Here is a 21,857-nt window from a genome sequence, read left to right as displayed (position 1 = left end):
GCCTCACCACGGCACCGTACGGACCGCCGGGCCGTCCTCAGGAGTCGGCCCGGCCAACTGCCTGGTTCCCGGCGAAAGTTGTGGCGCGAATCACACCGTGCGCACTGGGGATTCCGGTTGTGGATTTCCGTACCAGCCCGTACCGGTCATGCCGATGAGTGCAAGGATGAGCCCGCCATGACTTCAGGCCGATGTTGTCGAGCAGTGAGGGCCGCGACCTTCGCGGCCACCTGTGTGCTGCTCGCCGCGGTCGGCCACATCCTGATGTCCGGCGCACCCGTCGCCTGGCCCGGTCTCGCCGTCGCGTTCGCCGTGACGGGCACGGCCGCCTGGGCCCTGACCGGCCGCGAACGCGGCGCGGGCGCGGTGACGGCGGCGACCGTCGCGGTGCAGGCGGGCCTGCACGCGGCCTTCTCCCTCGCCCAGGCCGTGAGCGCCACCGCCCGGCCCCCGGGGGTGTCCTTCCTCCGCCAGTGGGCCGACCACCTGCTCTGCCGGACCTCGCCCGCACCCGCCGCGCCGTCCGTCACGGTCCATGCCCACGGCACCACCGCGCACGCCGCAGACGCCGGTCTCCTGCCCGACGCCGGTCTCCTGCCCGACGCCGGTCTCCTGCCCGGCACCGGTTTCCTGCCCGACGCCGGTCTCCCTGCCGCCGCCGACCACGCCCACCAGGCCGCCGGCCACCTCGCGCACAGCGCGATGCCGGCCGGCCACGACATGGCGGCCGTGTCCCCCGCCGCCATGCTGGCCGCCCACCTCCTCGCCGCCCTGCTGTGCGGGCTGTGGCTCGCCCACGGCGAACGCGCCGTGTTCCGTCTCCTGCACGCGGTGGCGGGCCGGCTGGCGGCACCGCTCCGCCTCGTCCTGCGCGTACCGATCCCGCTCGGCCTCCCGCGCGTCCGCGTACGCCGCCGTCGCACGACCGCGCCACTGCGCCGCCTGCTGCTCGCCTCCTCCCGTGGGACTCGGGGCCCACCCGCCGGGACCGCTGTCGTCTGACAGCCGGCACCCCGACGCGCGCGTCCGCGCCGCGCCTCGGGCACCGGCCATGCCGTCCGGCAGGCCGTCCCGCTCACCGGCGCCCGCACGCGCCGGCCCCCGACCCGAAGGACATCTCGCGATGCCCCCTGCCCTCACGCCCCCGCGCACCCGTCCGCCGACCCGCCGACTCCCCTCCCCCGCAACGGAGAACAGGTCACCGGAACCTACGGAACGGGCCCCCGAGCGCGGCGCCCGTGCCACCGACGACGCCGAGGTCACCCGGATCGCGCTCGCCGCCCGCCGGGGCGACCCGCAGGCCGTGGAGAGCTTCGTCCGCGCCCTGCACCGCGACATCCGGCGCTACGTCACCTACCTCAGCGCGGACCCGCAGGCCGCCGACGACCTCACCCAGGAGACCTTTCTGCGCGCGCTCGGGAGCCTGCACCGTTTCGAGGGGCGCTCGTCCGCCCGTACCTGGCTGCTCTCCATCGCCCGGCGCACCGTCGTCGACAGCCTGCGCCACGCGGCCGCCCGCCCCCGCCTCTCGGACCGGGACGACTGGCAGAGCCTGGCGGAGAGACGCCAGCCCCGGACACCCGGCTTCGAGGACGGCGTCGCACTGGCCGAACTCCTCGCGGCCGTCCCCGCGGAGCGACGCGAGGCGTTCGTCCTGACCCAACTCCTGGGCCTGCCCTACGCGGACGCGGCAGACGCGCTGGGCTGTCCCGTCGGCACCGTGCGCTCCCGGGTGGCCCGCGCCCGCGCCACCCTGGTCGCCCTCCTGCGCGACCCGGAGGACCAGCCTCCCGCCGTCCGTCCCGTGCGCCGCACCCCGTCCCGCCGCCCCCACCTCACGGCAGCCTGACGCCCTCCGGCCCCGCCCCGCCCCGGACAACGACCGTGGCGGGGCGGGGCTCAAGGGGGCACGGGACGGGAACCCAGAGAACGGGAACCCAGAGAACGGGGCTCAGGGCTGCCGGCGAAGAGCGCGGTGGATCCGACGACCACCGGCTCCGAGTGGAGGTGGCCGCCTCCCGCCGATCCGGTTCCCCGGCACCCGCCGGACCGTCCTCCGCGCACCCCCGACGGCGCCCGAGGCTGCCGCTGACCCGATGCCCCATCCCGGCGCGAGGTGCGAATAGGGTGCTGACCTTCGGCCGGCGGAAGCCGTACGGAGTCCCGAAGGCCGGCCACCTCATGCACCCCACCGCCCGCCCCGCCGACCACCCCGCCCGCCGGCGGCTCGACGCCGCCCTGGACGCCCTCGCGGTCACCTTCCGCGGCATGACCGCCCGCCCGGACGAGCACAACTGCGAGTGCCACTGGGGCAGTCCGGAGGAACTCGCCCTCCTCAAGACCCCGGACACCGAGCTCGACCCGGACCTCCTGCTCCGCGCCTGGTCGGCCACCGACTGGACCGACCACGCGGCCGTCCTGCGCCGCGTCCTGCCCCAGTTCGCCACGGCCCTGGCCACCGGGCACGCGTACGCCGGTCTCGGCCCGGAGGCCGCCGGGCAAGCCTTCGCCCGCGCCCACTGGCAGCGGTGGCCCGCCGACCACGCCGGCCCGGTACACGAGTTCCTGCATGCCTGGTGGGCGCAGAGCCTCACCGACCCGGACGCCGCCGTCCCGGCCCACCAGGTCCTCACCGTCTGCGCGGAGGCGTCCGGCACCGTCCTGCCCTGGCTCACCGCCTGGACCACCCGGCGCGGACCCCTCAGCGACGCGCGCCTCATCGAGGCAGCAGCGGAGTGGGAGTACGAACTCCTCGGCGACAACCTCCCCTGGCACGCCTGGTACGACCACGACGAGCACCGGATGCGCACCGACCTGACCACCTGGCTCCTCGACCACGCGGCCCCCCGCCTCCACACCGCCGGCGCCCACGCGGACCTCCGGCACCGGATCCGCCTCCTCGGCCTCCACGACGAGGCCCGCTGGACGGACCCCCACTGGCCGGGCCACCGCTACTGATCCGCCGCCGGCGTCTCCATCACCAACTCCAGCTCCCCAGGGAGTCGTTGGGCTGCCCCCGTGACCTCACTGCCGCACGAGCCCTCCCCCGCCGTCAGCGAGCGCGACCGCGACGCCGCCGTGCAGCGCGTGCAGGAGGCGAGCCGCGCCCTGATCGTCGTCCCCCGCGACGCGACCGTCGTCACCGAGGCCTCCACACCGGCCTGAAGACCTCCGCTACCGCCCCGGAGGTGTCTGGATGGCGCCGAGCTGTCGGTGGCCAGACCTCGACACCAGCGTTGGTGACCCAACGCCTCCCCGTGTTCCCCGGGCTGCGGACCGGGCTGTGCGCCTCCGACCTGCTGGACCTGGCCCGCCGGGCGCTCGGCGACGACGAGGAGGTCCGTGCGGGCCGCCGTGGGCGTGACGCGGGGCACTGCGCCGTATGGATGACGCTAAGGGGGTCCGCGGTGCCGTAAGGGCGTCGTCAATGGGGGGCGCTTTCGAGCCAGGCGTGCCTTTTCCTCGGGGAGTCCGTTCCTCTCCGAACCTCTTCTAGGAGCTTGCGATGGCCGACGTGGCCTTCGTCGTCACCACGCTCGCGGTGTTCGCGCTGGTGGTCCTGATCGCACGGGGGGTGGCGAAGCTGTGACCGCCGAGAACATCGTCGGCCTCGTCGTGGCCGTCGCCCTGCTGGGCTACCTCGTCCTCGCCCTCGTCAAGCCGGAGAGGTTCTGAGTACGGAGATGAGCCCCGTTCTTGCTGACGTGCTCCAGGTGACCGCGCTGATCGTCGCGCTCGCCCTCGTGCACCGCCCCCTCGGCGACTACATGGCCGCCGTCTTCACCTCCGGCGAGCACCTGCGCGTCGAGAAGTGGATGTACCGCGCCGTCGGCGCCAACCCCGACACGGGGATGCGCTGGCCCGCGTATCTGCGCGGCGTGCTGGCGTTCTCCGCGGTCAGCGTGCTGTTCCTCTACCTGATCCTGCGGATCCAGGACGACCTGCCCGGGTCGCTGGGCTTCGCGGCGATCACCCCGGACCAGGCGTTCAACACGGCCGCCTCCTTCGCGTCCAACACGAACTGGCAGTCGTACTCCGGCGAGTCGTCCATGGGCCACGTCGCCCAGACCGCCGGCCTGGCCGTGCAGAACTTCGTCTCGGCCGCCGTCGGCATGGCCGTGGCCGTGGCGCTGGTCCGCGGTTTCGCCCGGTCCCGTACCGGTGAGCTGGGCAACTTCTGGGCCGACCTGGTCCGCGGTGTCGTCCGCATCCTGATCCCGATCTCCGTGGTCGCGGCGGTCCTGCTCGTCGCGGCCGGTGCCGTCCAGAACTTCGCCGGCATCCACGAGGTCACCACGGTGACCGGGCAGACGCAGCCGATCAGCCCCGGCGCGGTCGCCTCCCAGGAGGCCGTCAAGAACCTGGGCACGAACGGCGGCGGCTACTTCAACGCCAACTCGGCCCACCCCTTCGAGAACCCCAACGGCTTCTCCAACCTCCTGACGATCTTCCTGCTCCTCGTCATCCCGTTCTCGCTGCCGCGTACCTTCGGCAAGATGGTCGGCAGCGTCCGGCAGGGCTACGCGATCGTCGGCGCCATGGCCACGATCTGGTTCGTCGGCGTCGTCCTGGTGACCTGGCTGGAATTCGCCCACCCGGGCACCGCCTCGCAGCTCGCGGGCGGTGCGATGGAGGGCAAGGAGCAGCGGTTCGGCGAGGGTGCCTCCTCCCTGTTCGCGGTCTCCACGACGATGACCTCGACCGGGTCGGTCAACTCCTTCCACGACTCCTTCGGCGGGCTTTCCGGGGGCGTGCTGCTGCTCGGCATGATGCTGGGCGAGATCGCGCCCGGCGGCGTCGGCTCCGGCCTCTACGGCATGCTGATCATGGCGGTCGTCGCCGTGTTCATCGCCGGTCTGATGGTCGGCCGCACCCCGGAGTACCTGGGCAAGAAGATCGGCACCCGCGAGATGACGTACGCGGCCTGCTACATCCTCGTCACCCCCGCCCTCGTCCTGGCCGGCACCGCCATCGCCATGGCCACCGGCAACGGCGAGTCGTCGATGACGAACATCGGGGCGCACGGCTTCTCCGAGGTCCTGTACGCCTACACCTCCGCCTCGAACAACAACGGCTCGGCCTTCGCCGGCTTCGGCGCGAACACCGGGTTCCACAACACGGCGCTCGGCCTGTGCATGCTCCTCGGGCGGTTCCTGCCGATGGTGTTCGTCCTCGCTCTCGCGGGTTCGCTGGCGGAGCATAAGCCCGTCCCCGGGACCGCGGGCACCCTGCGGACCGAGAAGCCGCTGTTCACCGGGCTTCTGGTCGGCACGATCATGATCATCACCGGTCTGACGTTCTTCCCGGCCCTCGCGCTGGGCCCGCTCGCCGAAGGGCTCGCGGCATGACCACCGACGTAGAGAAGTACGAGGACGACATGTCCACCACCACGACGGGCCCGGCGCCGCACGCGGACGTTCCCACCGGGCACAGGCCCGGGGACGGGCGGGTCGGCGGGGGTCTGTTCGACCCGAAGCAGCTCCTGACGTCCTTCCCGGACGCGCTCCGCAAGCTCGACCCCAGGATCATGGTCAAGTCGCCGGTCATGTTCGTGGTGCTGATCGGCTCGGTGGTCACCACCGCCCTGGCGGTCACGAACCCGGGCGACTGGTTCGGCTGGGCGATCACGGCCTGGCTGTGGCTCACCACGATCTTCGCCAACCTCGCCGAGGCGGTCGCCGAAGGCCGGGGCAAGGCCCAGGCGGACACTCTGCGCAGGGCCAGGACCGACACGGTCGCCCGCCGGATCACCGGCCCCGGCGAGGAGCGGGTGCCCGGCACCGAGCTGAGGATCGGCGACCTGGTGGTATGCGAGGCCGGCGACGTCATCCCGGGAGACGGCGACGTCGTCGAAGGCGTCGCGAGCGTCGACGAGTCGGCCATCACCGGCGAGTCGGCCCCGGTCATCCGCGAGTCCGGCGGCGACCGCTCGGCCGTCACCGGCGGTACGAAGGTGCTGTCCGACCGGATCGTCATCAGGATCACGGCCAGGCCCGGCGAGACCTTCATCGACCGGATGATCAGCCTGGTCGAGGGTGCCGCCCGGCAGAAGACCCCGAACGAGATCGCCCTCAACATCCTCCTGGCGTCCCTCACCATCGTCTTCCTGCTCGCGGTCGTCACCCTGAAGCCGTTCGCGGTCTACGCGGGCGCCGACGAGCAGACCTCGATGATCGTGCTGGCCGCGCTGCTGGTCTGCCTGATCCCGACCACGATCGGCGCACTGCTCTCCGCCATCGGCATCGCCGGCATGGACCGCCTGGTCCAGCGGAACGTCCTGGCCGTGTCGGGACGCGCGGTCGAGGCCGCCGGCGACGTGTCGACGCTGCTGCTCGACAAGACCGGCACCATCACCCTCGGCAACCGCCAGGCGGCCGAGTTCGTCCCGGTCAGGGGCGCCATGGAGGCCGAGCTGGCGGACGCCGCCCAGCTCTCCTCGCTCGCCGACGAGACCCCAGAGGGCCGCTCGATCGTGGTCCTGGCCAAGGAGAAGTACGGCCTGCGCGAGCGCAGCCAGGGCGAACTCGCGCACGCCACCTGGATCGATTTCACCGCCCGGACCCGTATGTCGGGTGTGGACGCGGACGGCAAGCAGACCCGTAAGGGCGCGGCCGCTTCGGTCATCGCCTGGGTCCGCGAGCAGGGCGGCACGGTCGCCGGCGACGCCGGCACCCTGGCGAACACGATCTCCGAAGCCGGTGGCACGCCGCTGCTCGTGGCGGTCAAGGACGCCGAGGGCGCGCGCGTCCTCGGCGCCATCCACCTGAAGGACGTGGTCAAGGACGGCATGCGCGAGCGGTTCGACGAACTGCGCCGCATGGGCATCAAGACCGTCATGATCACCGGCGACAACCCGCTGACCGCGAAGGCCATCGCCGAGGAGGCCGGGGTCGACGACTTCCTCGCCGAGGCCACCCCCGAGGACAAGATGGCCCTCATCAAGCGGGAACAGGCCGGCGGCAAACTCGTCGCCATGACCGGCGACGGCACCAACGACGCCCCGGCACTCGCCCAGGCGGACGTCGGCGTCGCGATGAACACCGGCACCTCGGCCGCCAAGGAGGCCGGGAACATGGTCGACCTCGACTCCAACCCGACCAAGCTCATCGAGATCGTCGGGATCGGCAAGCAACTCCTCATCACCCGGGGCGCGTTGACCACCTTCTCCATCGCCAACGACGTCGCCAAGTACTTCGCGATCATCCCCGCGATGTTCGCCGTCGCCCATCCGTCGCTGGACAAGCTCAACATCATGGGCCTGGCCTCTCCGGAGTCAGCGATCCTGTCGGCCGTCATCTTCAACGCGCTGATCATCATCGCGCTGGTCCCGCTCGCCCTGAAGGGCGTGCAGTACCGGCCGACCAGCGCCGACAAGATGCTCCGGCGCAACCTCGGTCTCTACGGGCTGGGCGGCCTGGTCGCCCCGTTCGTCGGCATCAAGCTCATCGACATGCTCATCTCCCTCATCCCCGGGCTGCGTTAGTCAGAAAGCGTGCTGATCGGTATGAACAACTCCGTAGCGAACACGGGACGCCTGGCCTGGGCCGCGCTGCGCATGCTGCTCGTCCTGACGGTCGTGACCGGCATCCTGTACCCCCTCGCCGTCACCGGCATCGCCCAGGGCCTCTTCCACGACAAGGCCAACGGCTCGATCGTGGAGGTGGAGGGCAAGGAGGCCGGCTCCGAGCTGATCGGCCAGAGCTGGGACCTGCCGAAGAAGAACCCGGACGACGAGAACGAGGCCGCCCGGCCGGACCCGAAGTGGTTCCAGCCGCGTCCGTCCAACAGCGGTTACGACCCGCTGTCCACCGGCTCCAGCCAGCTCGGCGCGTCCGACCCGACGCTGACCAGGCTGGTCGGCGACACCAAGAAGGCCGTGGCCGCCTTCAACGGCGTGCCGCAGTCCGAGGTCCCCAAGGACGCGGTCACCGGCTCGGCCTCCGCGATCGACCCGCACATCTCCCCTGAGTACGCGGCAATCCAGGTCAAGCGGGTGGCGAAGGCCAACGGCCTGTCCGAGCAGCAGGTGGCGGAGCTGGTCGAGGACCACACCGGGGGCCGCGCGGCCGGGTTCCTCGGCGAGCCGCACGTCAACGTCCTCAGGCTCAACCTCGCGCTGAAGGACCTGGCCGGACGCTGACGGTCCCGTCGGCAGTGAGCCGGGAACCGCCGGGCGGGGACCACTCCCGACCGGCGGTTCCCTGCGGGCGGCCCCTACCGGGCATGGGCTACCGCTTCGAAGCCTGAGAAGGCTGCCGCCCCCGGCCGCGTGCTCTGCGGCCTGCCACGCAATCACCTGCTCCGACACGAGAGATCGCACCCATGGGACGCGGAAAGCTCCGGATCTACCTCGGCGCGGCGCCGGGCGTCGGCAAGACGTACGCGATGCTCTCCGAAGCCCACCGACGAGTCGAGCGGGGCACGGACTGCGTCGTCGCCTTCGTCGAGCACCACAACCGCCCGCGTACGGAGGTCATGCTGCACGGCCTGGAGCAGATCCCGCGCCGTGAGATCGCGTACCGGGGCAGCACCTTCACGGAGATGGACGTCGACGCCGTCCTGGCCCGCCGGCCGGCCGTCGCCCTGGTCGACGAGCTGCCGCACACCAACGTCCCCGGCTCGCGCAACGCCAAGCGATGGCAGGACGTCGAGGAGCTCCTCGCCGCCGGCATCGACGTCATCTCGACGGCGAACATCCAGCACCTGGAGTCGCTGGGAGACGTCGTGGAGTCCATAACCGGCGTACGGCAGAAGGAGACCGTGCCCGACGCAGTCGTCCGGCACGCCGGCCAGATCGAGCTGGTCGACATGTCGCCGGAGGCGCTGCGCCGGCGGATGGCCCACGGGAACATCTACAAGCCGGACAAGATCGACGCGGCCCTGTCCAACTACTTCCGGCCCGGCAACCTCACCGCCCTGCGTGAGCTCGCCCTGCTGTGGGTGGCCGACCGGGTCGACGAGTACCTCAACCAGTACCGCTCGGACCACGAGGTCTCCGCGATCTGGGGCTCGCGTGAGCGGATCGTCGTGGGCCTGACCGGCGGCCCCGAGGGACGGACCCTCATCCGGCGGGCCGCCCGGCTCGCGGAGAAGGGCGCCGGCGGCGAGGTCCTCGCCGTTTACATCTCCCGCAGCGACGGCCTCACCTCGGCATCGCCGAAGGAGCTGGCCGTCCAGCGGACCCTCGTCGAAGACCTGGGCGGCACCTTCCACCACGTCATCGGCGACGACATCCCCTCCGCCCTGCTGGAGTTCTCGCGTGGCGTGAACGCGACCCAGATCGTCCTGGGTGCGAGCCGCCGCCGCTCGTGGCAGTACGTGTTCGGGCCCGGGGTCAGCGCCACCGTCGCCCGCGAGTCGGGCCCCGACCTGGACGTCCACATCGTCACCCACGACGCCGTCGGACGCGGTCGGGGGCTGCCCAGGCGGCAGCGCAGCCGTCTGGGGGGCCGGCGCCTCGTGGCGGGCTGGCTGGTCGGGGTGGCCGGGCCTCTCCTGCTCACCCTGGTGCTGACGGCGTTCGGCGGCGGGACGGGGCTGGCCAACGAGATGCAGCTCTTCATGGCCGTGACCGTAGCGGCGGCCCTGGTGGGCGGGATGTGGCCGGCGCTCGCCTCGGCCACCGTCGCCTCACTGCTCCTGAACTGGCACTTCACACCCCCTGTCCGCACGTGGACCATCGCCGACCCCGAGAACATCGTCGCCTTCCTCGTCTTCTTCGCCGTCGCGACGTCCGTGGCGTCGGTCGTCGGCCTCGCGGCGCGCCGCACTCAGCAGGCCGCGAGGCTGCGGGCGGAGTCCGAAACCCTGTCCCTGCTCGCGGGCAGCGTGCTGCGCGGCGACACCAGCCTGGAAGCGCTGCTGGAGAGGGTGCGGGAGACCTTCGCCATGGAGTCGGTCGCTCTGCTGGAGCGGGCCGGCGACGTCGAACCGTGGATCTGCGTGGGCAGTGTCGGTGCGGCCCGGCCTGTCGCCCGGCCCGAGGACGCCGACGTCGGCATGCCCGTCAGCGACCACCTGGTGCTGGCCCTGACAGGCCGTGTCCTGCCCGCCGAAGACCGCCGCGTCCTGGGCGCCTTCGCCTCCCAGGCCGCCGTCGTCCTGGACCGTCAGCGCCTCGTCGGCGAGGCGGCCCAGGCCCGCAAGCTCGCCGAGGGCAACAAGATCCGCACCGCCCTCCTCGCCGCCGTGAGTCACGACCTGCGCACCCCGCTGGCCGCCATCAAGGCCGCCGTCACCTCCCTGCGCGCCGACGACGTCGAGTGGTCGGAGGAGGACCAGGCCGAGCTTCTCGCCGGCATCGAGGAGGGCACCGACCGCCTCGACCACCTTGTCGGGAACCTGCTCGACATGTCCCGGCTGCAGACCGGGACCGTCATGCCGGTGTTCCGCGAGACGGACGTCGACGAGGTCGTGCCGATGGCGCTGGGCGGCGTGCCCGAGGGCAGCGTCGTCCTGGACATCCCCGAGACCCTGCCCATGGTCACGGTCGACCGGGGCCTCCTTGAGCGAGCCGTGGCCAACGTCGTCGAGAACTCCGTGAAGTACACCCCCACCGGCACGCCGGTCCTGGTGTCCGCCGGCGCGATCGGCGACCGCGTGGAACTGCGCGTCGTCGACCGCGGCCCCGGTATCCCCGACGAGGCCAAGGACCGCGTTTTCGAGCCCTTCCAGCGGTACGGCGACGCACCGCGCGGTATCGGTGTCGGGCTGGCCCTGGCGGTCGCCCGCGGGTTCGTCGAGGCCATGGGCGGCACCATCACCGCCGAGGACACCCCCGGCGGCGGGCTGACCATGGTGATCGCACTGCCCAGGACTCCGTCCCACCAGCCGGTCCGTCCCGAGCTGCCGACGGAGGCGACCACCTGAGTCACGCCGGTCGTCCGGCCCGACGTCAGCCCAGTTCGGGGGAGGACTCGACCGCAAGCGTCCTGCCGGTGACGACGGTGACGTCCCCCTTCGCGACCACGGTCTCGGCAGTGGCGTGGGTGAAGCCCCGCCCGGACGCCGGCCAAGCCCGTCCCGCACACCGCGGAGGTGGAGGTGAACGGCGCCGGCACGCACTCGTCGCCCCGCCGTCCGCCGCGGACACCGGCGGCATGAGCAGAGGCGTCCCCGACAGGCCGTCAGAACTTGTCCGGGCGCAGTACGGCCGCCACCAGATAGCCGACCAGTGACAGGGCCACCACCAGCCCGACCCAGTTCTCCTCGTTCACGAGTGATCAACTCCCCCTGTGCCGCGGGCTGCCCCGCCCGAATCCTGCCGGCTCAGAAAACCGCGCGAGCACACCGCGTCGGGTGGACTTGACGGGCTCCTTGCGCCGGCCGGAGCGGTTCTGACGCCGTTCTGACGCGTTTCGGCATGATCCGTCAGCCAGGGCGCCCCGACCACCTCCTCCATCGCCGACGCGGCCGACCGCCTGTGCGCGCACGGGGCCGACTTCTCCCGACCGGAGGAGGTCGAGCAGCTCGCCGCCCGAGTCCTGGCGGATCACCCGCACCTCGACGTCCTCGTCAACAACGCGGGTATGGCCGCCCCGGAGCGGCCCACGGTCACCGCCGACGGCAACGAGGTCGCCTTCCAGGTCAAACTTCCTCGCCCACTACCTGCTCGCCCGCCTCCTGGAGCCCGCCCTGACCAGCGAGCCGGGTCCCCCCGGAACGCCGAAGCGGCCCGGTCACAGGAGGAGCAGCACCGCCACACCCCACAGCGTCGACAGTGCCACGAGTGGCGGTCCGACCGGCATGCCCTGCCGTCCCGCCGGTGCCTCTTCCAGCGGCCGTAGTTCCGGGTGGAGCAGTAGCGCCCGCAACTCCTCGGCGGTGCGCACCGCATGCGGCCCGCGGCCCAGACGGTGCTCCAGCCATGCCCAGCCGGTGGGGGACAGCTCGACGGAAGACTCCTTGGCCCGGCCGACCCGGATGCCGTCGGCGGAGTGACGCACGGACGTGATCACGTTCCACGGGACCAGCGTTACGCGCCACGCCCCGGTCACCCACAGCCCGTCACGGTCGGCGGTGATCCGCCAGGTGAGCGCCGTCGCCACGGCCGTCACCAGCCACGGCAGACCCACTGCGAGCCACAGCCAGTGCCACGACGGTCTGTCATCGAGCGCGGCCCAGATGCCGCCGCCCTGCACCAGCAGCAGGCCCAGACCCACGGCGCGGGAGAAGCCGTGAGCCGTCCACGTGCGCGGGCCCGCCGTGGGCGTCATGCCGGCGGCGATCTCGTCGCTGGGGCGCTGCGCGTTCTTTCGCGCACGGCGCCCCTGCCCGCGCTCCATCAACCCCGGGCCGGCCGGCCTCACCGCGGTGACACTGCACTGCACCGACACCTCGACGTCGTCCTCGTCGTCGAGCGCGACGAAGGCGACTTCGGCGCCCGGGTAGGGGACGCCGTACAGAACGGCCTCCCGAAGAGGCGGGGGAGGATCCTCACCCTTGAGAATCTCCGTGATCCTGTCGAGTTCGACGACGGCTGCGTCGCCTTCGTCCTCGTCGTCCTCCTCTGCTTCATTCTCGAAGGCGTACATCGAGTGGAAGTGCAGGATCGGCCGGAGACCCTCCGGGTCGTCGGCCGCGAACATCCAGGTGCGGCCGTCGTCGTGACCCTCGCGCACCAGCACGCGCAGCACCGGCAGTGGTTCGCGCCGCAGCCGGTGCGAACGCCTCCGTCCGTCCACGCCGTTGGCGAGGAACGCCAGCCCTGCGACGGAGCCGGCCACCGCCGGCAGCTCCCAGCCGATGGCGTCGTACGGCTCCGCGACCAGCGCCGCCCAGTCGCCGTCCACGACGATGTCGACCGGGCTGCCCACGGGGAAGTCCTCGGGGTAGGCCGTCTCGAGGCGATGGGTACGCCCGTCGGCCTCCACTTCGACGATGTCGATGTCGTCGTCGTCCTGCTTCAGCGCCGTGACCCGTCCGGACAGGTGCGTGGCTCCCGCGGCCCGCTCCTCGTACGCGTCGACGACCTGCTGCACCTGCCAGCAGCCGAACCCGGAGACGCCCAGCAGCAGGGCGGCCAGGACGAAGGAGAGCCGGCCCCGGCGGAACGTCCGTGCGGCGGCGGGCAGCGGTTGTGCGGCCGGCCCGGCCGCCTCCAGGGCCCGCGCCCGCTGCCGCCCGGCGGCGGCCAGTCGATGGACGAGCCCGGCGGTGGTGAACGCGGCGGCCATCAGGAACGCGAGCGCGGACGGTTCGCCGAGTGCCGACGTGAAGCCGCCCTCCACGGCGAACCCCGTCAGCGCGGCCGCGAGCCCCGCGAGCGCGAGCCGCGGCTGCCGCCACACCCAGTACAGGGTCAGCAGCAACACGACGGCTGTCCCGAGGCCCAGCCAGTCGGTGCCGCACGGGGCGGCGGACGTGCAGGGGGCAAGGGGAGCCTCCACGATGTCCCACACCAGCGAGGCGACCAGCGCCAGCAGCGCCCACAGCGGGTGTGCCCACCGGGCGGGCACGGCAGCGAGCCAACGCTCGGCGTTCGGAGTCCGCCACTCGGCGGTGCCGGGCGGTATGTGTTCGGCGGGCAACGGCACGGGAGGTCTGTTCACCCGCGCATTATGATCACGCGCCATGTACCGGACGCTGGCGGGACGGCAGGAGGCCGGACACCAGCCGGGGTGTCCGGCCTCACGCCGCGTGCTCAGTCAGCCGACGGCCACAGACGCCGGGTAGCACACCGCGCTCCATCGGTCGGGACCTCCGCCGACGACCAGCCATGGACGGCGCTCCGCCTCTCGCGGCCGAACCAAGCGACTCCAGCGGCGCCCGCATGGCATGCGAGCCCGGAGCTGATCTACCAGAACTCCACCAGGGCCCACGAGCCGAAACTCGCCCACGACATGGACGCCGACGTCCGCCGTCAGCGCGCGGCAGCGACCCGGCACCTGGGCGGCGGCACGGTAGCTGCGGTCCGCAAGTTCCCGTCTCACCGCCTGGATTCAACGCAGCAGCTCGGAGGAGGTGACAACGCCGAGAAGGTCCGGCAGTGAGCAGGACCCCCGGCTGTATGGTGCAGGCCGCTCGGCACCGTAACGTCGCGAGCGGCCGACCAGGGCCCAGATCCGACGCTCCCTGGGGACACATAGGGCACGAATGGCGCCCGAGCCCGAGAGGCCAGGCAACAAAGAAGCCCCGGGCCGCCGGCCTGGGGCTTTCTCGTGGAGCGGGTGACGGGAATCGAACCCGCGCTCTGAGCTTGGGGATCAGCGGTGCTTGGACCTTTGGAAAGGCTCGACTTTCCTGCGACGAAGCTTGGATTGCCATGGTCTCTGGAGGCTGTACCTGACCGCTGTTGTCCGCTCTGTTGGGCACGGATGGGGCACGAGAGCAGCAGTGGAGCGGACCCGGCCAGGGGGTCCGCTCGGGGTGGGACGGCGCGTCAGAGAGAGATGACGCGGATCTGGTTTCCGCAGAGTTTGGTCATGTCGTCGCTGTCTGATGTCAGGAGGGCGACTGGCTTCTGCTGACGTAGGGCGACCTCGGCGACCGTGGCGTCGATAGCGTACTTGTGCCCGTGCAGCCCAGTACCTTTGAGCAGCTCCGCTGCCGCCTTCGCCGCCTGTTCGGTGACCGGCTCCACTTTGACGCGGGACAGAGCCCAGTTCAGGCGAGGCATGTTGGTACGGGAGTGGCTGACTTCCACGATGGTGTTCGCTCCGACCACCAGGTCGGCTCCCATGTCGTGGAAGACCTGCAGCATCGCGAGAAGCTTGCGGTCCTGCGCGATCCAGGCGGAGAGCCCTTCCGAGTCCAGGACGACGGTCTCGATGCGCTCGCTCACGCGGCATCCGCGCCCTTGGAGGAGCTGCCGGCGCCGAAGATCCTCCCGCGCGCCCCGGCGAGTTCCTCGTCGGTGAAGGGTCCGTGTTCTTCCTCGTGGCGGCGAAGGTCGTCGCCCAGCAGCTGGTGCCGGATCTGGCGGGCTACGGCTTCTGCCACATAGCCGGAGACGTTGTCCGTGAGCTTGCGGAGCTCTGCCACCTGTTCGCTGGGGAGCGTGACGGTGATCCGAGTCGTCGAAGACATAAGCTCAGCATACTGGAGTATGCAGGATTCCGCTGTGAGGTGCTCCGGCTGCTCGCGGGGGCAGGCGCCAACCTTGGTGACCACAATCTCACCAAATCTCACCATTGGCCTCGTGCCCACTCGCCCCCCGGGTAGCCTCTCGACGACGTTCAGTGTCGAGGAGGGGTGGGTCGTGGCTGAGCAAGCGTTCGGGATCGACAAGATTCAGCTGATCAAACTGCTGCGGCGGGTGGCAGAGGGCGAAGCGCAGCTACCGGAGTTCCAGCGCGGCTGGGTGTGGCCGGACCACAACATCATCGGTCTTCTTGCCTCGATCTCTCGTGGATACCCGGTCGGCACCCTCATGTTGCTTCAGACCGGTGGTGACGTCCGCTTCAAATGCCGCCCGGTTGAGGGCGCCACTCCTCCCCCGGACACTGAACCGGACACCCTGATTCTCGACGGCCAACAGAGGATGACCTCGCTCTTCCAGTCGATCATGCTCGGTAAGCCGGTCGAGACACAGAACCAGCGTAAGCAGCGGGTCACCGGCTGGTTCTACGTCGACATGGCCAAGGCTCTCGACCCCCAGGTGGACCGGGAGGACGCCATCCGTCTGCTGCCGGCGGACCGGGTGGTCCGCAGCTTCCGTGGCGATCTCACCGAGGACTACTCGACTCCGGAGAAGGAATACGCGGCCCGGCTCTTTCCGCTCTCCCGGCTCTTTTCTAACCGCGATTGGAGCTACGGTTACGAGGACTACTGGAAGGACCAGGGGAAGGACGGCCGCAAGTGGTGGCGGGACTTCGAAGAGGCATTCGTCCGCCCCTTCGAGCTCTACCAGGTGCCGGTGATCGAACTAGGCAGGCAGACCGAGCGGCAGGCTGTCTGCCAGGTCTTCGAGAAGGTCAACACCGGCGGCGTCACCCTCACAGTCTTCGAGCTGCTCACCGCCACATATGCCGCCGAGGAGTTCGACCTACGCGACCATTGGAGCAACGTGGTCCGGGCCGCGTGGAAGGCGCCGGAGTACCGCGTTCTCAAAGACGTTTCCAACACTGACTTTCTGCAGGCCGTCACTCTTATGGCGACGGCTGCCCGGCGTGCCGACGCCGCTACCGTCGGGATCGATGAAGAGCGCCTGCCGCGAATCGGCTGCAAGCGCAAGGACATGCTGGAACTGGGTCTGGACGAGTACCGACGCTACGCACCACTGGTCGTCCAAGGCTTCAAGGACGCCGCCAAGTTCCTCCGCCAGCAGTACCTCTTTGACACCAAGTTCCTTCCCTACGGGACCCAGTTGATCCCTCTCGCCGCGATCCTCAGCACGCTCGGCCCGCAGGCCGAACCGGCCGGTGCGCAGCAGAAGCTGGCGCGTTGGTACTGGTGCGGTGTGTTCGGTGAGCTGTACGGCGGCTCGACGGAGACCAGGTTCAGCCATGACCTACCCGAAACCGTGGGCTGGGTACGCGGCACCGGGGCCGAACCTCGGACCATCCGGGATGCCAGGTTCAGTGAGAGCCGCCTGTTGACATTGCGTACCCGCAACAGCGCTGCCTACAAAGGGATCTACGCACTTCTGATGAAGGAAGGCGCCGTCGACTGGCGGACTGGTGAGAAGACTGAGATCACCGAGTACTTCGCGGAGGCCGTGGACATCCACCACATTTTCCCCCAGGCGTGGTGCGAGCGGGAGAACATCGACCGGGGCACTTACAACTCAATCGTCAACAAGACTCCGCTGACCGGGCGCACCAACCGCATCATCGGCGGGACAGCACCCTCTGTCTACCTCCCTCGGCTCGCGAAGAACGCCGAGGTGGACGCGGACACCGTGGCCAACCACATTCATACTCACCTGGTTGATCCCGCGCTGCTCGCCAAGGACGACTTCGCGGGCTTCTTCGAAGCCCGGCAGCAGGCTTTGGTCGAGTCGATCGAGACGGTCACCGGCAAGGCGGTCGTCGCTGAGAACGGGTATCCCGCAGCGGGTGTGGTGGACGAGGGAGACGAAGACTGAATGTCGCCAGGTGCTGCGGCTTCCTCTGTCCCGAACCGCGTCGACTGCTCGCTGAACGGGCTGCTGCTGGTCGGGGAGACGGCGGAGTCGTTCCGGCGGTCCACCTTCGGGCGGAAGTGGCGTCGGGCCCGCGCCCTCGTCGGCATGCCGGACGGCTTCCGCTTCTACGATCTTCGTCACACCGGGCACACCCTCGCGACCCGGTCCGGAGCCACGCTCAAGGACACGATGGTCCGCGCAGGGCAGTCCTCGGAGAAGGCCGCGCTGATCTATCAGCACTCCGACCTGGACCGGCAGCAGGAAGTCGCGAGCGGGCTGGATCAGCTGGTGCGGGCCGCTCGCCAGAAGGGCAGCGAGAAGCCTTCTGGTGCGGATCTGGTGCAAGGCGCTTAGACAGGTCCAGACAACAGATAAGGCCCGGGTCTATGACCTGGGCCTTCTGCGTGGAGCGGGTGACGGGAATCGAACCCGCGCTCTGAGCTTGGGAAGCTCATGTTCTACCATTAAACTACACCCGCGCGGCGGACCTTGATCGGTGCCGCATCGTCGCACACTCTACCCCATTCCCCGCCCCTCGGTGCATGACGCCGCGGGGCGTTCGTGTGTCCGGAGGGTGGAGGGCGCTGCGGGGCTGGGGAGTTGGGGCGTAGCCTCGGGTTCCGGCGTGGCTCCGGAGGCGTTCGGCAGCGTGCCGAGGGCGGTCCCGGTGGTGCGGAGTGCCGCGTGCGGTGGCGTCCGACCCATCCCCTAATGTGTGGCTTCGTCCGCATTCGTTGGGAAGGGGCCCGATGGACTTGATGGAGCGCACCGTAGTCCGCTGTGCCGAGGGGCACGTGTTCACCACCGCTTCGTTTCCGATGCAGCAGCTCGGGCCCGAGCGGCTCGGGCCGGGCCGGCTCATCCGGTGTCCGCGGTGTGCGCGGCTGAGGAGCGCCGTGCCGGTGACGACGGCTCGGGACCGGCTCGACCAGGGATAGGGGCCGGGTCGCGGTGAGCGCGCGGGCAGCCGTCCGGTTGGGGACGGCCCGCGCGCTCTGCGTATCCTCGGGACGTGCTTCTCTCAGACAAGGACATCCGGGCCGAGATCGACGCCGGGCGCGTGCGTATCGATCCGTACGACGAGACCATGGTGCAGCCCTCGAGCATCGACGTGCGGCTGGACCGCTACTTCCGGGTGTTCGAGAACCACCGCTACCCCCACATCGACCCCGCCGACGAGCAGACGGACCTGACGCGGCTCGTCGAGCCCGAGGGGGACGAGGCGTTCATCCTGCACCCCGGCGAGTTCGTGCTCGCGTCGACCTACGAGGTCATCTCGCTGCCGGACGACATCGCCTCCCGGCTGGAGGGGAAGAGCTCCCTCGGCCGGCTCGGCCTGGTGACGCATTCGACGGCCGGGTTCATCGACCCCGGGTTCTCCGGGCACGTCACGCTGGAGCTGTCGAACCTCGCGACGCTCCCGATCAAGCTCTGGCCGGGCATGAAGATCGGGCAGCTCTGCCTGTTCCGGCTCTCCTCGCCCGCCGAGGAGCCCTACGGCAGCGAGCGGTACGGTTCGCGCTACCAGGGCCAGCGGGGGCCGACCGCCTCCCGCTCGTACATCAATTTCCACCGGACGCAGGTGTGAGGGCCGACGCATGAGCGAGGTACGCGAGAACCTGACGTACGAGCGGTTCGGCGGCGCGATCCGTGAGCTGGCGCAGACCATCGCCGACGACGGCTACGAGCCCGACGTCGTGCTGTCGATCGCGCGCGGCGGTGTCTTCGTGGCCGGCGGTCTGGCGTACGCGCTGGACTGCAAGAACATCCACCTGGTGAACGTGGAGTTCTACACGGGAGTGGGCACCACCCTGGAGATGCCCGTCATGCTGGCGCCCGTCCCCAACGCGATCGACTTCTCCGACAAGAAGGTCCTGATCGCCGACGACGTCGCCGACACCGGCAAGACGCTCAAGCTGGTGCACGACTTCTGCCTCGACCATGTCGCCGAGGTCCGGTCCGCCGTGATCTACGAGAAGTCGCACTCGCTGGTGAAGTGCGAGTACGTGTGGAAGCGCACGGACGAGTGGATCAACTTCCCCTGGAGCGTGGAGAAGCCGGTCGTTCGCCGGGACGGCCAGGTCCTCGACGCGTAGGCGGGCGGGCAGGCGCGCGGGCGGGCAGGCACGGGGGAGCGCGAGGGCGCGCAGGGCGGGGCGGGGAGGGATCGCGCCGGCCCGGGCCTTGCGCCCCGCCCCGGGCCGCCGGGCAGACTGGCCCCGTGGCAGCGACATCGATGAGCAAGGGCGCCAACGTTCCCGTGGCCGCCTCCGCCGTGCACGCCGTGCTGAGCTGGACGGCGGGGCCCGGCACCCCCGACGTCGACGCGTCGGCACTGCTGCTGACCCCGGCCGGACGGGTGCGTGACGACGCCGACTTCGTCTTCTACAACCAGCCCGCCCACGCCTCCGGGGCGGTCCGGCACCTCGGCGGCGAGAAGGGCAGTGGGACCGCGCGGGACGGCGTCGCCGTAGACCTCGGCGGTGTGCCGGCGGACGTCGAACGGGTCGTGCTGTGCGCCTCCGCCGACGGCGGGACCTTCGGCCAGGTCCGGGACCTCACGCTGACCCTCCTGGACGCCGGGACCCGCGTCCCGCTCGCCCGCTTCGAGACGACGGCGACGACGGAGACGGCGTTCGTCACCGGGGAGCTGTACCGGCGCAACGGGCAGTGGAAGTTCCGGGCCGTGGGGCAGGGGTACGCGACCGGGCTGGCCGGTCTGGCGACGGACTTCGGCATCTCGGTGGACGAGGAGCCGGCGGGGCAGCCGGGGCCGACGCGGCAGGACCGGACGCAGGCGTCGACGCAGGCACCTGGACCGGCCCCGGCCGCCCCGCCCACGCCCGCCCCCCGCACGCCCGCCCCGGCACCACGCCCCGCCCGCCTCACCAAGGGCGAGGAGCTCCTCCCCGTCGACATGCGCAAGCGCCTCTCCCTCCGCAAGGAGCAGGTCGCCGTCAGCCTCACCAAGCACGGTGCCGCCGGGGCCCGCGCGCGGGTGGTCCTGGTGCTCGACGCGTCCGGGTCGATGGCCGGCCTCTACCTCAAGGGCGTCGTCACCGATGTCGTCGAGCGGATGGCCGCCGTGGCCGCGCAGCTCGACGACGACGGCGAGATGCAGGCGTGGACCTTCGCCTCCAACCCCGCCCGGCTGCCCGACCTGCGGCTCGGGGAGCTGCCCGAGTGGCTGGGGCTGCATGTGCGCTGCGGCGAGATGAGCCTCTTCGGGCGGCCGAAGAAGCCGCGGAAGGGGATGCAGCCGGGGCAGGTCGACATGCGCCTGGTCGGCATCCAGAACGAGGAGCAGAAGGTGATCTCCGAGGTCCGCGCGTTCGTCCGGGACGCCCCGGCCGCCGACCCGACCCTGGTGCTGTTCTTCTCCGACGGCGGGGTCTACCGCAACGCCGAGATCGAGCGGGAGCTCCGGGAGGCCGTCGAGGAGCCGGTGTTCTGGCAGTTCGTGGGCCTCGGGCGGTCGAACTACGGGGTGCTGGAGCGCTTCGACACCATGGCGAGCCGACGCGTCGACAACGTGGGCTTCTTCGCCGTCGACGACATCGCCACGGTCTCCGATCAGGAGCTGTACGACCGGCTGCTGTCCGAGTTCCCGTCCTGGCTGACGGCGGCCCGCCGGGCGGGCATCCTCCGCCCCTGAGACGTGAAGCGGCGGGCCCGCGGAGCACACAGCTCCACGGGCCCGCCGCCGTTCGTCCGACCGCCCGACCGCCCGACCGCCCGACGGGCCGACGGGCGGACGGGCGAACCGGCCGACCGGCCTCAGATCGTGCCGAGCTTGATGATCGACAGCAGCGCGATCAGCTGGATCGCCGACGCGCCCAGCGCCTTGGGCCACGGCAGATCGTGCGACTTGCTCACCATGGAGGTGAACAACGCCCCCGCCGCCAGCCAGGTCAGCCAGCCCAGGACCTGCACCAGGGCGTTGTCGCCGCCGAGGAAGAGGGCGAACAGCAGCCGGGGCGCGTCCGTGAGGGACATGATCAGCATGGAGAGACCGACGGTGGGCTGCCAGGAGCCCGTGCCGCCGAGCTGGCGTGCCAGGGTGTGCGTCACCGCGCCGAGGATCAGTCCGCAGACGACGAAGGCGACGCCCACGCTGAGCACCATCGGCACCGCGACGGAGAGGGTCGCGTTGATCGCGTCCTTGCGGGGCTCGTCGAAGCCGAAGAGGGCCAGCAGGCCGTAGAGGAAGGTCACGACGATCGCCGGGCCCCACACCTGGTGGTCCCGCATCTGCAGGAAGGTGGGGCCGGGGCGGAGCACGATGCCGGTCAGCAGCTGCTTCCAGTGCAGGCGCGGCCCGACCGGGGCCGGGGCGCCCCCGGCGGTGTACGTGGAGCCGGCGCCGTACATGTCGCCGTCGTGGACGCTGAACGCCTGGGTGTGGCCGGGGTTGTTGGCGGCGTACGGGTCGTGCGGGGCGCCGCCCTGGTGGCCCTGGTGGTACGGGTCACCGAAGTACTCCGGTTCGTCGTAGCCCCCGGGCCCGCCCTGTCCCTGGTGCCCGCCCTGACCGCCCTGACCACCGTGTCCGCCCGGCCGGCCCTGGGGCCGGCCGTACGGCTGCGGCCCGCCGGCGGCGCTGGGCCACGGCGGCGGCTGCTGCTGCCCGTACGGCGGCGCGCCCTGGTAGGGGCCGGGCGCCTGGGGCGCCTGGGCCTGCGGTTGTTGCGGGGTGCGGTTGTCCCGGCCGCGTCCGATCCTGAATCCAGCCACGTCATCGAACGTACCCGCTCCGCGACCGTCCGGCGGCCGGGGGCCGGGAGGAGGGGGC

20 protein-coding genes, 1 tRNA gene and 2 pseudogenes are annotated in these 21,857 nt (G+C 71.1%); 17 read left to right on the top strand and 6 right to left on the bottom strand.

The genetic code is table 11. The features are described 5' to 3' along the window. Positions 1-204: 204 nt before the first annotated feature. The 10 genes from C593_RS0103675 to C593_RS0103625 all read left to right on the top strand — a co-directional run bounded on the left by C593_RS0103675 (position 205) and on the right by C593_RS0103625 (position 10,869). Entirely contained in the window at positions 205-1,002 is a 798-nt protein-coding gene (locus C593_RS0103675) for a hypothetical protein (RefSeq protein ID WP_018845961.1), read from the top strand. A 121-nt stretch (positions 1,003-1,123) separates the two neighbouring features. After that, positions 1,124-1,849, top strand: a complete 726-nt coding sequence (locus C593_RS0103670) for a sigma-70 family RNA polymerase sigma factor (protein WP_018845960.1) — start codon at positions 1,124-1,126, stop codon at positions 1,847-1,849. Between the two features lie 278 nt (positions 1,850-2,127). Then, entirely contained in the window at positions 2,128-2,958 is an 831-nt protein-coding gene (locus C593_RS0103665; RefSeq protein WP_018845959.1) for a hypothetical protein, read from the top strand. Between the two features lie 60 nt (positions 2,959-3,018). Beyond that, complete coding sequence (locus C593_RS32895) at positions 3,019-3,165, top strand: hypothetical protein (protein WP_018845958.1); 147 nt, start codon at positions 3,019-3,021, stop codon at positions 3,163-3,165. A 74-nt stretch (positions 3,166-3,239) separates the two neighbouring features. After that, on the top strand, positions 3,240-3,416 hold the full coding sequence (locus C593_RS32890; RefSeq protein ID WP_018845957.1) for a hypothetical protein: 177 nt from the start codon (positions 3,240-3,242) through the stop codon (positions 3,414-3,416). A gap of 169 nt (positions 3,417-3,585) precedes the next feature. Continuing rightward, positions 3,586-3,675: a K(+)-transporting ATPase subunit F gene (kdpF, locus tag C593_RS31250; protein WP_018845955.1), complete on the top strand. Its 90-nt coding sequence runs from the start codon at positions 3,586-3,588 to the stop codon at positions 3,673-3,675. 8 nt (positions 3,676-3,683) lie between these two features. Next, entirely contained in the window at positions 3,684-5,348 is a 1,665-nt protein-coding gene (kdpA, locus tag C593_RS0103640) for a potassium-transporting ATPase subunit KdpA (protein ID WP_026277316.1), read from the top strand. Continuing rightward, positions 5,345-7,483 carry a potassium-transporting ATPase subunit KdpB gene (kdpB, locus tag C593_RS0103635; RefSeq protein WP_018845953.1) on the top strand — a complete coding sequence of 713 codons (2,139 nt, stop codon included), beginning with the start codon at positions 5,345-5,347 and terminating at the stop codon, positions 7,481-7,483. The genes kdpA and kdpB overlap by 4 nt, the downstream gene beginning before the upstream one ends. Positions 7,484-7,504: 21 nt before the next feature. Next, entirely contained in the window at positions 7,505-8,140 is a 636-nt protein-coding gene (gene kdpC, locus C593_RS0103630; protein WP_018845952.1) for a potassium-transporting ATPase subunit KdpC, read from the top strand. 182 nt (positions 8,141-8,322) lie between these two features. Next, complete coding sequence (locus C593_RS0103625) at positions 8,323-10,869, top strand: sensor histidine kinase (RefSeq protein ID WP_018845951.1); 2,547 nt, start codon at positions 8,323-8,325, stop codon at positions 10,867-10,869. Positions 10,870-11,126: 257 nt separating this feature from the next. Here the strand turns inward: C593_RS0103625 and kdpF (C593_RS31245) are convergent, their stop codons facing one another. Then, a complete protein-coding gene (kdpF, locus tag C593_RS31245) occupies positions 11,127-11,216 on the bottom strand; it encodes a K(+)-transporting ATPase subunit F (protein WP_018845950.1) in 90 nt (29 codons plus the stop codon). A 201-nt stretch (positions 11,217-11,417) separates the two neighbouring features. Between kdpF (C593_RS31245) and C593_RS31240 the strand changes: the two are divergent. Beyond that, positions 11,418-11,652 (top strand): annotated as a pseudogene (locus C593_RS31240) (SDR family NAD(P)-dependent oxidoreductase); the annotation flags it as partial. Positions 11,653-11,678: 26 nt separating this feature from the next. Here C593_RS31240 and C593_RS0103615 read toward each other — a convergent pair. The 3 genes from C593_RS0103615 to C593_RS0103605 all read right to left on the bottom strand — a co-directional run bounded on the left by C593_RS0103615 (position 11,679) and on the right by C593_RS0103605 (position 15,027). Then, complete coding sequence (locus C593_RS0103615; protein ID WP_051093610.1) at positions 11,679-13,574, bottom strand: hypothetical protein; 1,896 nt, start codon at positions 13,572-13,574, stop codon at positions 11,679-11,681. 806 nt (positions 13,575-14,380) lie between these two features. Beyond that, the gene (locus tag C593_RS0103610; RefSeq protein WP_018845948.1) at positions 14,381-14,782 is read right to left on the bottom strand and encodes a PIN domain-containing protein; all 402 of its coding nucleotides are present in this window, start codon (positions 14,780-14,782) and stop codon (positions 14,381-14,383) included. Continuing rightward, positions 14,779-15,027, bottom strand: a complete 249-nt coding sequence (locus C593_RS0103605) for a type II toxin-antitoxin system CcdA family antitoxin (RefSeq protein WP_026277314.1) — start codon at positions 15,025-15,027, stop codon at positions 14,779-14,781. Before C593_RS0103605 ends, C593_RS0103610 begins: the two co-directional genes overlap by 4 nt. Positions 15,028-15,199: 172 nt before the next feature. On the opposite strand from C593_RS0103605, the gene C593_RS0103600 reads away from it, so the two are divergent. Next, on the top strand, positions 15,200-17,026 hold the full coding sequence (locus C593_RS0103600) for a DUF262 domain-containing protein (RefSeq protein WP_018845946.1): 1,827 nt from the start codon (positions 15,200-15,202) through the stop codon (positions 17,024-17,026). Positions 17,027-17,080: 54 nt separating this feature from the next. Next, positions 17,081-17,419, top strand: a pseudogene (locus tag C593_RS28760) (tyrosine-type recombinase/integrase); the annotation flags it as partial. A gap of 51 nt (positions 17,420-17,470) precedes the next feature. Here the strand turns inward: C593_RS28760 and C593_RS0103590 are convergent. Then, positions 17,471-17,544, bottom strand: a tRNA-Gly gene (locus tag C593_RS0103590). 270 nt (positions 17,545-17,814) lie between these two features. Here C593_RS0103590 and C593_RS33565 point away from each other — a divergent pair. The 4 genes from C593_RS33565 to C593_RS0103570 all read left to right on the top strand — a co-directional run bounded on the left by C593_RS33565 (position 17,815) and on the right by C593_RS0103570 (position 20,720). Next, a complete protein-coding gene (locus C593_RS33565; protein WP_018845944.1) occupies positions 17,815-18,003 on the top strand; it encodes a hypothetical protein in 189 nt (62 codons plus the stop codon). A 74-nt stretch (positions 18,004-18,077) separates the two neighbouring features. After that, positions 18,078-18,653 (top strand): dCTP deaminase, encoded by a 576-nt coding sequence (gene dcd, locus C593_RS0103580; RefSeq protein ID WP_018845943.1) that lies wholly within the window; start codon positions 18,078-18,080, stop codon positions 18,651-18,653. A 10-nt stretch (positions 18,654-18,663) separates the two neighbouring features. Further along, positions 18,664-19,161 carry a phosphoribosyltransferase gene (locus C593_RS0103575; protein ID WP_018845942.1) on the top strand — a complete coding sequence of 166 codons (498 nt, stop codon included), beginning with the start codon at positions 18,664-18,666 and terminating at the stop codon, positions 19,159-19,161. A 140-nt stretch (positions 19,162-19,301) separates the two neighbouring features. Then, the gene (locus C593_RS0103570; protein ID WP_018845941.1) at positions 19,302-20,720 is read left to right on the top strand and encodes a VWA domain-containing protein; all 1,419 of its coding nucleotides are present in this window, start codon (positions 19,302-19,304) and stop codon (positions 20,718-20,720) included. A gap of 122 nt (positions 20,721-20,842) precedes the next feature. On the opposite strand, the gene C593_RS0103565 is transcribed toward C593_RS0103570, so the two are convergent. Then, positions 20,843-21,799 (bottom strand): Yip1 family protein, encoded by a 957-nt coding sequence (locus C593_RS0103565; protein ID WP_018845940.1) that lies wholly within the window; start codon positions 21,797-21,799, stop codon positions 20,843-20,845. Positions 21,800-21,857 lie beyond the last annotated feature (58 nt).

The sequence above is a fragment of the Streptomyces sp. CNT372 genome, assembly GCF_000377145.1.
The sequence above is the reverse complement of the archived record's forward strand: the minus strand, read 5'-3'. Positions and strand labels throughout refer to the sequence as shown.